Genomic DNA, 11,062 nt, shown 5'->3' with positions numbered 1-11,062 from the left:
TATAAACAGGTAGGCTCCGATAGAATTACTAATGCCATAAGTTTAATGAACAATAAAAATAATTTTATAATTTTAGACTTTGTATCCCAAACCTGAATATTAATCATTCTCGGTTCTGGTGTTGTTATACTTCCAATCTGATTAATTGGCATTTGTTGTCCATAAACATCAACTTTAATTAGATCTAGCATGGATGCGTTTGCTCTACCAGTACGTAATGAAGATAGTTCTTTAGAGAAAACCTCAATGGCTTTATCCATTTTAAGGTTGTATGATTTCTCATCAAACATTTAATCTCCAATCTTTATTCTATAGAACTCTTTTATTTTCAAATCAGCTATAGAAAGTTCTTTTAAAACATCTTGAACTTTTTTCTTAGGTTCCATAACCCAGGCTTGAGTTAAAAGAGAATTTTCCTCTTTAAATTTATTCATTTTACCTAAGCTTATTTTTTTTGCAATATCCTCTGGTTTTCCCGAGTTTTTTAACTCTTCAGTAACTAGCTCTTGCTCTTTGTCTATAATAGCTTGATCAATTGAGCTAGACTCTAAAGCTAATGGGTTTGATGCTGCAATATGCATTGATAGTTGCTTGCTAAATGTTTTAACCGTATCTGAATTATCTTTAGTATCTAATGAAACCATAACAGCTAATTTTGCAACATTATCCTTTACAACTGTATGAAGATAATGGTTGTTTACTCCATCAGAATTTTGAATAGTTTTAGCTTTACCAATTGTAATTTTTTCACCAATTTTCGCAATTAAAGCTACTAGATTGTCCTCAACTGTTTGTCCATTTTGCATTTTAGAAGTCTTTAAATCTTCTACGTTTGAATTATTTTGATTATTTAATTCACTTAACTCTTTAACGAAGTTAATAAAATCATCATTTTTAGCAACAAAATCTGTTTCACAATTTACCTCAATTACAGATGTTTTGGTTTCATCTCCACTTACTACAACAACACCTTCCTTCGCGTCTCTAGACATTTTTTTTGATGCTTTAGAAATTCCTTTAACTCTTAAAATTTCAATTGCTTTGTCTAAATCTCCATTTGACTCTTTAATAGCCAAATTACAATCTTTAAAACCAGCACCAGTTGCTTCTCTAAGTTTTTTTACTTTCTCAATATCACTCATTAGTTTAATTTCTCCTTATCATCTTTAGAAAATTTTTTTTCTAATTTTTCTCTATCTAATTCCTGAATAGTTTTCGTTTTATCGTCATCTTTAATTTTGTCTTTTTTTTTCTCAACTGCAGGTAAAGATTTTTTAGCAATATTGATAGTTTCTTTTATTAAATTGCAATAAAGATCAATTGATCTTCTCGCATCATCATTACCTGGAATTGGGTAATCAATTTTATCTGGATTAGAATTACTATCTAAAATGGCAATAATTGGTATTCCCAATTTAGCAGACTCAGCAATAGCTAGTGACTCATAATTTGTGTCTATAACAAATACTAAATCTGGAACTTTTTTCATTTCAGCTATACCACCTAAAGATCTTTGGAGCTTATCTTTTTTAACACTCATTTTTAAAAGTTCTTTTTTGGTAAAACCTCTATTTTCTGCAGTTAAATCTGTTTCTAATTTTTTTAATTTTTTAATTGAGTTTGATATTGTTCCCCAGTTAGTTAGCATGCCTCCTAGCCATCGATAATTAACAAAATACTGATCAGTTTCTTTTGCTACTTCTGCTATTGCTTCAGAGGCTTGTTTTTTTGTAGAAACAAATAAAATTTTTCCATTATTTGAAATTGTTTCATATACTTTTTCCAACGCTACTTTTGTTAATTCAAGAGTTTGAGTTAGATCAATAATGTGGATAGAATCTCTTTTTCCAAAAATATATTTTTTCATTTTTGGATTCCATCTTAAAGTTTTATGCCCAAGATGAACGCCTGCTTCTAATAATTGTTGTATTGTAACGTTAGGTATTTTCATATTTATTCCCGGTTAAGCCACCACAGTAATTTCCAATTAAGGACCGGAGGTATAAAACCAAAAACTGTGTGCGTGTTAATTTAATTTAGAGATTATTTACAAATATTTACTAAATTTAACAAGTGATTATTTAATTAATTTTAGCCTTAATTTCTTGATTTCTTAGAAGATTTAGGGCTCTTCTATCTAATTTACGTGTATTTTTTAATCTAAATTTAAGAATATTATCTCCAGAATTAAGATTAATATTTACAATTGTTTTACCTTTGCCTTCTAAAATTGTGGATATTTTTTTAATTTCTAACTCAGATTTAATTTCAAATGAAACCTCATTTATAGGACTATTAAATAAATCTTTAAGTGAGGCTATTTTTTGAACATTTATTCTAGTTAATCTATTTTCATCATTCGAAATATTTTTAAACAATGTCAAAATTAACGAATTTCCTTCTTTTAAAATTTCTCTATTTAATTCTAAAATATCTGAGAAAACAAATAGTTCAAATACACTTGATAAGTCTGTTAATTTTAAAACAGCATAAGAATTGCCTTTTGCAGTTTTTCTCTCTTGAACTTTTAATAATGTTGCAGCTATGTTTGAGTCTTTTAAATCATCTTTTGAAACAAAATTTGAATAATCTGTTATTTTGTAATCATTAAAAATTTCTGTAAATTGATTTAATGGATGGTCTGAAATAAAAAAACCTACTGCTTCAAATTCTTTTGATAATCTTTCTTCAAATTTCCAATCTTCAGTCTTTATTAAAATATCATCCTGCACACATTGATCTTCTGAGAATAAATCAATCTGATTAGCAGATTTATTATCAAATATATTTTTACTTTTAGCTATCAAGGCAGGAATAGAGTCATACAAAGCTTGTCTATTTGAGTTTAAATTATCAAATGCACCTGCTTTGACTAAACCTTCTAATTGAAGTTTGTTTATATCTTTTGGATTTATTCTTTTTATAAAATCATGAATTGACTCAAATTTTCCGTTTAACATTCTTTCCTCAACTATATTTGATATTGCCTCATAACCTACAGCTTTAATTCCTCCTAATGCATAATAGAATTTATTATCATTCGTTCTAAAATCAGCAAAACATTCGTTTATATCTGGGCGCACAACTTCAACATTTAATCTTTTTAATTCTTCGTAAAATTCACTTAATTTATTTTGATTAGATATATCCATAGACATTGATGCTGCAATGAACTCTTTTGGATAGTATGTTTTTAAAAATGCTGTTTGGTAAGAAATAATTGCATATGCAGCAGCATGACTTTTATTAAAGCCATATTCTGCAAATGGTTCGATTTTTAAAAAAATTCCAGCGGCAACATCTTTTGCTATTCCATTTTTAATTGCACCAGCAATAAATCCTTGCTTCTGTTTTTCAAGTTCTGCTCTTTTCTTTTTACCCATCGCTCTTCTTAAAAGATCAGCTTGTCCTGCCGTAAATCCTGATAATTTTTGTGCAATTTGCATAACCTGTTCTTGATAGATAATTACACCATAAGTTGGTTTTAAAATATCTTCTAAAAGTGGGTGTAAATAATCTGGTTTTTGTTTTCCATGTTTGCAATCATTATATGTTGGTATATTGCTCATTGGTCCTGGCCTATAGAGGGCAACTAATGCAATAATATCTTCAATATGATTTGGTTTCATTTGAGTTAAGGCTTCTCTCATTCCAGCACTTTCAATTTGAAATAAACCAACTGTTTTACCTTTTGACATTAGATCAAAAACTTTTTGATCTTCGTAACTTATTTTTTCTATATCAAAATCTTTAGTTTTTTTTCTTACAAGTTTTTGTGTATTGTTAATAACAGTAAGTGTTTTTAAACCCAAAAAATCAAATTTTACCAAACCTGCATTTTCTGCTGAGTACATATCGAATTGAGTAGAAGGTAACAGTAAATCTGCTGTAACATCTTTGTATAGTGGAACAACTTCAGTGAGTTTTTTATCTGCTATTACTACTCCAGCTGCATGTGTTGCAACATTTCTATTTAGACCCTCTAATTTTAGTGAGAGATCAGTAAGTTTCTTTATCCTTGGATCATCATTTATAAGTTTTTGTAATCGTGGCTCTCCAGCAATGCACTGACTTAAATTTTGTGGTCTAGATGGATCAAAAGGTATCATTTTAGATATACTGTCAACAAATCCATATGCTAATCCCAAAACTCTTCCAACGTCTCTAATTACCATTCGTGCTTTTAATTTACCAAATGTTATAATGTGAGCTACACTGTCTTTATATTTTGTGGTTAGATACTCAAAAACTTGATCTCTTTTATCCTCGCAAAAATCTATATCAAAGTCTGGCATTGAAATTCTATCTGGATTTAAAAATCTTTCAAAAATAAGATTAAATTTTATTGGATCTACATCTGTAATTGATAAACACCAAGCTACTAATGAGCCAGCACCAGAGCCTCTTCCAGGGCCTACAGGGATATCATTATTTTTAGCCCATTTAATATAGTCAGCAACTATAAGAAAATAACTAGAGTATTTCATTTTTACAATAATAGAAAGTTCATGATCAAGTCTATCCTTATATTGGTTATAAGACTTGTTATTTTTCAATTCATCATCACTTAAATTAAAGATCTTATTGAATTTAACTTTTAATCCCTCTATGGAATCTTTTTTTAAAATTTCATCTGCATTTCCATGTTTATCGCTGCTAATATTAGGCAATATTGGGTTAGAAAATAACGGTCTATAACTACATCTTAATGGAAAATTATAATTATTTTCTAAAGCTTCAGGTAAGTCATTAAATAATTCGGACATTTCTGAATTAGTTTTTAAATAATGTTGGTCAGTAAATCTTAATCTATTTTTTTCGTTTACATATGTTTTGTTACCGATACAAATTAAAGCATCATGGGCTTCATGCATTTCTTTATCTAAATAAAAAACTTCATTAGTTGCAATAATAGGTATTTCTAAATCTAAAGATTTTTTTAAATTAAATTTTTCAAATTCAGTTTCATTTTGGTCATTATGTCTTTGAATCTCTAAGTAAAATCTGTCACCAAAAGCATTTTTAATTTTGTTATAAAGCTCATCAATTTCACTAAACTTTCCTTTATCGAATAACTTACCAAATAAACCAAAAACAGTTCCTGAAAATACAGCAACACCTTTGGAATTGCTTAACAATAATTCAAAATCTACATGTGGATCTGACAATTCATCGTTTTCTAAATACGAAAAAGATGAAAGTTCTATTACATTTTTATATCCAGCTTCATTTAGAGCAAACAAAGGGAGTAAACCTGTTGTTTCTCCGATTTTAAAATTAATTTGAGTTCCGATTATTGGTTGAGTTCCAGACTTCGAGATCTTTTCAGCAAATTCAAGCGCTCCACATAAATTTGAGGTGTCACACAAACCAAGAGATTTTATTTTATTTTTCTTAGAATATTCTTGTAATTCATCAATTCTAGCTGCTCCTTCGCAAATAGAATATTGAGTATGAATTTTAAGATGATTGAAATTTTGAGAATGAGACTTAGACATTGGATGATTTTATACTACCACCTATCATCTCCAATAGGCAATCTGCCTTATTAGCAAAGAATCTATTATGAGTTGCAAATATAATAAGTCTATCCGACCTTTTTTGTTTATATAAAAGTTCAAAAACATCTTTTGCAGTTTCCATATCCAAACTTCCGGTTGGCTCATCTGCTAAAATAATTTCAGGATCATTTACGATTGCTCTTGCTATGGCAACTCTTTGAGCCTCACCACCTGATAGTTGAGATGGAAAGTGATCTGCTCTCTTAGAAAGACCAATTTTTTTGAGTAATTTTTCTGCATTAGATATTGCTAATTCTTTATTGTCATTAATTGCAAGTGAAGCCAAATATATATTTTCTAAAGCAGTAAAATCTGGGAGAAGATTATTTTGTTGATAAACAATTCCTATTTTTTTGGATCTATAAACATCATTTTTTTCAGATTCATTGAAATTTACAGGAATTTTATCAAAATGGATTGACCCAGATGATGGTCTATCGATCAATGAAATTAAATTTAGAAGAGTTGATTTACCAGACCCAGATGGCCCCATTACAGAATAGCTTTTACCTTTATCAAATTTTTGAGAAAGATTTTTTAATACTTTAACTGTTTTTTCAGTTTTAAAAGTTTTAAATATTTTTTTTAATTCAAGAAAATTATTCATATTTTAAAGATTTAATTGGGTCCAGTTTGGCTGCTTTAAAGGCAGGAAAAATTGAAACTATTATTGTTATTATTATTGAACAAATTGATATTAAAAAAATTGATGTTGGGTCTATTTCTGAAGGCATCTTACTTAGAAAATAAATCTCTTCTGGAAATAAACTTATATTAAATGTTGAGCTAAGAAATTGTCTAAAATTCTCTATGTAAAGAGAAAACGTTACACCTAAAAAAATTCCAAAAATAGTAGCTGATGTTCCTATTATAACGCCTACTAAAAAAAATATTTTTACAATTGATTTATTTAACACGCCAATTGATTTCAAAATTGCAATATCTCTTGTTTTGTTTTTAACTAGAATTGTTAACCCAGAAATTATATTAAAGGCTGCAACAATAATTATTAAAGATAGGATAATAAACATTACATTTCTTTCTACTTTTAAGGCAGAAAATAATGAACTATTCATATCAGCCCAACTAACAACAAATTCTTCATCAAAAATTTCTTGAACAATAAATTTTTGCTGCTCAATTTTATTTGGGTTTTTTAAATAAATTTCTAAATTTCTATCCTCTGACTTATAGTCAAAAAAATCCTCAAGAGTATTTAAGTTAATAAATGCTATATTATTATCAAACTCAGCTAAACCACTATTATAAATTGATGCTACCAAAAAAGTTTTTTGTTTTGGCATACTGCCAATAATTGTATCTACCCCTGATGGTGAAAGTAAAGTTAATTCATCACCTATTTTAAGATCTAAAGAAAAACTTAATTCATTCCCTATAGAAATATAGTTTCTATTTAATTGACCTTTGTTCCCTTTAAATTTTTCATTTTTAACAATTTCTAAACTTGCAAAGTCATTTGTTTTATATCCACGTAATACTATGCCTTTTGATGTATCATTTTTAAGTATAATTGCTTCACCAGAGTTGCTTAAAATAATATTTTCTGAAATTAATTTTAAATTTTTTTTATTTATTTTTTTTTCGTCAATTGGATTTCCATAAGTTTTTACAGTTATGTGTGAGTTAAAGCCTACTATTTTATTAATTAGCTCAGTCCTAAATCCATTCATAACCGACATCACAATAATAAGAACTGCAACTCCAAGACTTATTCCTATAAAAGAAAAAATAGATATAACATTCAAAAAACCATCTTTTTTTCTGGCTTTTAAAAATCTAAAAGTAATTTCTTTTTCTAAAGTAGAAATCAAATCGAATTTTTTTGTTTAGTTATAATTTCTATAATTTTAATTAATGGTAAATTTTGAGTTTCACCACCAGTTTCCTTGAACTCTAATAAATCACCCTCGCTTTTGTTACCAATAATAATTTGATATGGGGCACCAATTAAATTCATTTTTTTAATTTTTGATGAGAAATTCTCATCTGTATCATCAATGATTGCATCAATATTATTTTTGAGTAATTCTATATTGATATTATTTGCTTTATCTAAAGCTGAGGTGTCATTTTTATTTATCATAGGAATTAAAGCTATATCATAAGGAGCAACAGACAATGGCCATTTCATGATTTCATTTTTGTCATCATATTTTGCCTCAATTATAGCCCCTACTAACCTTGATACACCAATTCCATAAGAACCCATTTTAACAAAATCTTTTTTTCCTCCTGGTAAATCAACAGATGCTCCCATTGGTTTTGAGTATTTTTCACCAAAATAAAATATATGACCTACTTCGATACCTTTTGTAATCAATTGATTTTCCTTAGAAACAATTTTTTCAAACTCTTCTTTATTAAACTTTTCATCAGTTACAGCATAAAACTGCTCATATTTTTTTCTCATACCTTCCAATGATGCTTTTTCTATTTCAGTATCATCACTATCAAGTTCGAATATTCTTTTATCTGTGAAAATTTTACTTTCTCCAGTATCAGCAAGAATAATAAATTCATGAGATAAGTTTCCACCTATAGGTCCTGTATCAGCAGCCATGGGTATTGCTGTCAAAGATAATCTTTTAAATGTTCTTAAATAAGAAAGAAAGAATTTATTATAAGAATAAAAAGCTTCTTCATCTGATACATCAAATGAATAGGCATCTTTCATATAAAACTCTCTACCGCGCATAATTCCAAATCTAGGTCTAATTTCATCTCTAAACTTCCATTGAATATGATACATAAGTTGTGGGAGTGATTTATAAGATTTTATTGAAGATCTAAAAATTTCAGTAACTTGCTCTTCATTGGTTGGTCCATACAACATTTCTCTATTTTGACGGTCGGTTATTCTTAACATCTCTTCACCATAATCGTCATAACGACCACTTTCTTTCCAAATTTCGCTGGATTGAATTGTTGGCATTAATATTTCTTGAGCTCCAATTTTATTTTGTTCTTGTCTGACAATGTCTTCTATTTTTTTCATGACTTTAAAACCTAAAGGTAACCATGAATAAATTCCTGCTGAGGCTTGCTTAATCATGCCTACTCTCAACATCAATTGATGAGATTTAATTTTTGCTTCTGAAGGATTATTTTTTAATATTGGTATAAATGAATTTGATAAAAGCATCTTAATTAATCATATTTCTTAAATTTAAATATTCAAATTTAATTAATAAGTAAATTATTATGAAAATGACAGTAGTAATTCCAGTGCAATAAAGGAATTTTTTCAGCATTTTTGGATTTTCAGGTGAGCCAGGATCCTCACCATCAATTTTTACAGTCTTTGTTCGATTCACATCAATAGGTAGAATAGCAAAAAAAACTATCCACCATATAATTATATAGATAATAGCTAAGCCTGTAGCGCTCATTAAATTCTTACTAAATTGATATTGGTAAAAGGTTTTTTTCCTGTTCTTTCTTTAGAAAATTTTCTACAGGCAATTTTTAATGCATCAATAAGATTGTGTTCTTGTTGTTTGCTTCCAATTTTAAAAGTTCTTGAGGTTTTCTCTATTTCCTCTTCTAATCCATAAACAAAATCATCTGGATCAACTACAGGTAAACCACGAAATGAAAGAATAGGGTTGTTGTGTATATTACCTTTAGGTGTAATCATAATTGTTACCTCGAGATATCCATTTGCACTTAAATTTTTCCTATCTTTTATCGATTGTGAATCTGGATCAACACTAACACTGCCATCTAAATAGAGTCTACCACTTGGAGCCTTATCATATACTTCAGGTTTTTCACCTGGATATAACTTAACGATATCACCATTTTCAACTTGAACTGGATGTGGTACTTGCATTTCTTTTGCAAAATTAATGTGTTCTATCATGTGCCTATGTTCACCGTGTACAGGTATTACACATCTTGGTTTTACCCATTGATACATCTCTTTAAGGTCTTCTCTATTTGGATGTCCAGAAACATGAACAAATTCAGTTTCTTCAGATATTACTTCTATTCCATCTTTAACAAGTTGATTATGAAGTTTATAAAGTTTTTTTTCATTACCAGGTATAATTTTTGAAGAAAAAATTACAGCATCACCTTTTTCAATAAAAACATCTGGATGTACATAACTAGAAATTCTCATCATTGCACCCATTGGTTCCCCTTGGCTTCCAGTGCATAAATATACAATTTTTTCTCTTGAGAAATTTTTAGCTTCTCTTGGATCAATTGGTTCAATAGTATTTTTTAAATATCCACATTGACGTGCAGCTTTATAAATACGATGCATTGATCTACCAACTAAAGATATTTGTCTTCCTGTTTGTTCTGCACAATAAAAAGCTGTCTCCATTCTAGCTACATTTGAGGCAAAAGAAGTTATGATAATTCTTTTTTTTAATCGAGACATAACGTTTAACATATTTTTTCTTACATCTAATTCTGAACCTGATCTGCCAGCGCTAAAAACATTTGTTGAGTCACAAATCATTGCTAGCACACCTTCTTCACCAATTTCCTTTAATCTTTTTTCGTTTATATTGTCTCCAATCAAAGGATTTGGATCTACCTTCCAATCACCAGTATGCAAAATAACTCCTGCAGGAGTTTTTATTCTAAGTCCGTTCGGTTCTAATATAGAATGCGTTAAAGTAATGTATTCAATTTCAAATGGATCCAAGGAAACCTTTCCATTTAACTCAACAATCTTTAAATCATTAGTTATATCGATTTGCTTTTCTCTAAATTTTTCTCTAATTAATACTGCTGTAAAAGGTGTTGCAAAAATTTTACATTGTAATTTTGGCCATAAATGAGCAATTGCACCAATGTGATCCTCATGAGCATGTGTTAAAACTATTCCTAATAAATTATCTTTTCTTTCTACTATAAATCCTGGATCTGGATAAATTAAATCAACACCAGGAATAGTATCATCAGCAAATGTTACCCCTATGTCGACCATAATCCATTTGTGATCACTAGGTTGTCCATAGCCAAACAAATTCATGTTCATACCTATTTCACCTGATCCACCTAAGGGACAAAATAATAGTTCATCTTTCATATTATTTAATTAATTTTGAAATCTTTATTAAGCCTTTAATTGTAATATCTTGGTTATGACTTGCTTTCGTTTTTATTGAGTTTTTAAATAAATTTGAAAATCCACCAGTAACAATTACTTTAAAAGATTTTCTGGTCTCTTTCTTAATTAAATTAATAATATTGTCAATTAAACCCGCATAACCCCAAAAAAAGCCTGATCTAACAGCTGAGATTGTGTTGTTGCCAATGACTTTATTAATCTTTTTTAATTCTATTTTTGGAATCAAAGTTGCTTTATCAGACAAGGTATTAAGAGACAATTTCACACCTGGGGCAATTATTCCTCCATAATAAGTATTTTTAATTAGAACGTCGAAAGTAGTTGCTGTACCAAAGTCTAAAATTATAAAATTATTTTTATTGTTCATTAAACTTATGGCATTAGTAATTCT

General features: G+C 28.7%; 10 protein-coding genes. All 10 read right to left on the bottom strand.

The annotated features are described in order from the left end of the window. The coding region (locus AMO08_RS02355) for a ribosome recycling factor (protein ID WP_425304630.1) at positions 1 to 260 on the bottom strand (260 nt) is incomplete at its 3' end. A gap of 30 nt (positions 261 to 290) precedes the next feature. Then, positions 291 to 1,142: a translation elongation factor Ts gene (gene tsf / locus AMO08_RS02350; RefSeq protein WP_075484797.1), complete on the bottom strand. Its 852-nt coding sequence runs from the start codon at positions 1,140 to 1,142 to the stop codon at positions 291 to 293. Next, the gene (rpsB, locus tag AMO08_RS02345) at positions 1,142 to 1,951 is read right to left on the bottom strand and encodes a 30S ribosomal protein S2 (RefSeq protein ID WP_075484795.1); all 810 of its coding nucleotides are present in this window, start codon (positions 1,949 to 1,951) and stop codon (positions 1,142 to 1,144) included. The genes tsf and rpsB overlap by 1 nt, the downstream gene beginning before the upstream one ends. A gap of 130 nt (positions 1,952 to 2,081) precedes the next feature. After that, complete coding sequence (dnaE, locus tag AMO08_RS02340; protein WP_075484793.1) at positions 2,082 to 5,498, bottom strand: DNA polymerase III subunit alpha; 3,417 nt, start codon at positions 5,496 to 5,498, stop codon at positions 2,082 to 2,084. After that, a complete protein-coding gene (locus AMO08_RS02335) occupies positions 5,491 to 6,168 on the bottom strand; it encodes an ABC transporter ATP-binding protein (RefSeq protein ID WP_075484791.1) in 678 nt (225 codons plus the stop codon). Before AMO08_RS02335 ends, dnaE begins: the two co-directional genes overlap by 8 nt. After that, on the bottom strand, positions 6,161 to 7,393 hold the full coding sequence (locus tag AMO08_RS02330) for a lipoprotein-releasing ABC transporter permease subunit (RefSeq protein ID WP_075484789.1): 1,233 nt from the start codon (positions 7,391 to 7,393) through the stop codon (positions 6,161 to 6,163). The genes AMO08_RS02335 and AMO08_RS02330 overlap by 8 nt, the downstream gene beginning before the upstream one ends. Next, complete coding sequence (proS, locus tag AMO08_RS02325; RefSeq protein ID WP_075484787.1) at positions 7,390 to 8,724, bottom strand: proline--tRNA ligase; 1,335 nt, start codon at positions 8,722 to 8,724, stop codon at positions 7,390 to 7,392. Before proS ends, AMO08_RS02330 begins: the two co-directional genes overlap by 4 nt. 1 nt (position 8,725) lies before the next feature. Further along, positions 8,726 to 8,971: a DUF1467 family protein gene (locus AMO08_RS02320; RefSeq protein ID WP_075484785.1), complete on the bottom strand. Its 246-nt coding sequence runs from the start codon at positions 8,969 to 8,971 to the stop codon at positions 8,726 to 8,728. Beyond that, positions 8,971 to 10,629 (bottom strand): ribonuclease J, encoded by a 1,659-nt coding sequence (locus AMO08_RS02315; RefSeq protein ID WP_075484778.1) that lies wholly within the window; start codon positions 10,627 to 10,629, stop codon positions 8,971 to 8,973. Before AMO08_RS02315 ends, AMO08_RS02320 begins: the two co-directional genes overlap by 1 nt. Position 10,630: 1 nt before the next feature. Then, the coding region (locus AMO08_RS02310; protein ID WP_143323796.1) for a type III pantothenate kinase at positions 10,631 to 11,062 on the bottom strand (432 nt) is incomplete at its 5' end.

Source organism: Candidatus Pelagibacter communis (assembly GCF_001180205.1).
GTDB lineage: Bacteria > Pseudomonadota > Alphaproteobacteria > Pelagibacterales > Pelagibacteraceae > Pelagibacter > Pelagibacter ubique_O.
The sequence above is the reverse complement of the archived record's forward strand: the minus strand, read 5'-3'. Positions and strand labels throughout refer to the sequence as shown.

What these genes read in the sequence shown, in the direction of transcription:
- rpsB (WP_075484795.1), bottom strand. Translation starts at nt 1,951, where the DNA reads ATGAAAATACCTAACGTTACAATACAACAATTATTAGAAGCAGGCGTT.
- AMO08_RS02320 (WP_075484785.1), bottom strand. Translation starts at nt 8,971, where the DNA reads ATGAGCGCTACAGGCTTAGCTATTATCTATATAATTATATGGTGGATA.
- AMO08_RS02335 (WP_075484791.1), bottom strand. Translation starts at nt 6,168, where the DNA reads ATGAATAATTTTCTTGAATTAAAAAAAATATTTAAAACTTTTAAAACT.
- proS (WP_075484787.1), bottom strand. Translation starts at nt 8,724, where the DNA reads ATGCTTTTATCAAATTCATTTATACCAATATTAAAAAATAATCCTTCA.
- tsf (WP_075484797.1), bottom strand. Translation starts at nt 1,142, where the DNA reads ATGAGTGATATTGAGAAAGTAAAAAAACTTAGAGAAGCAACTGGTGCT.
- AMO08_RS02315 (WP_075484778.1), bottom strand. Translation starts at nt 10,629, where the DNA reads ATGAAAGATGAACTATTATTTTGTCCCTTAGGTGGATCAGGTGAAATA.
- dnaE (WP_075484793.1), bottom strand. Translation starts at nt 5,498, where the DNA reads ATGTCTAAGTCTCATTCTCAAAATTTCAATCATCTTAAAATTCATACT.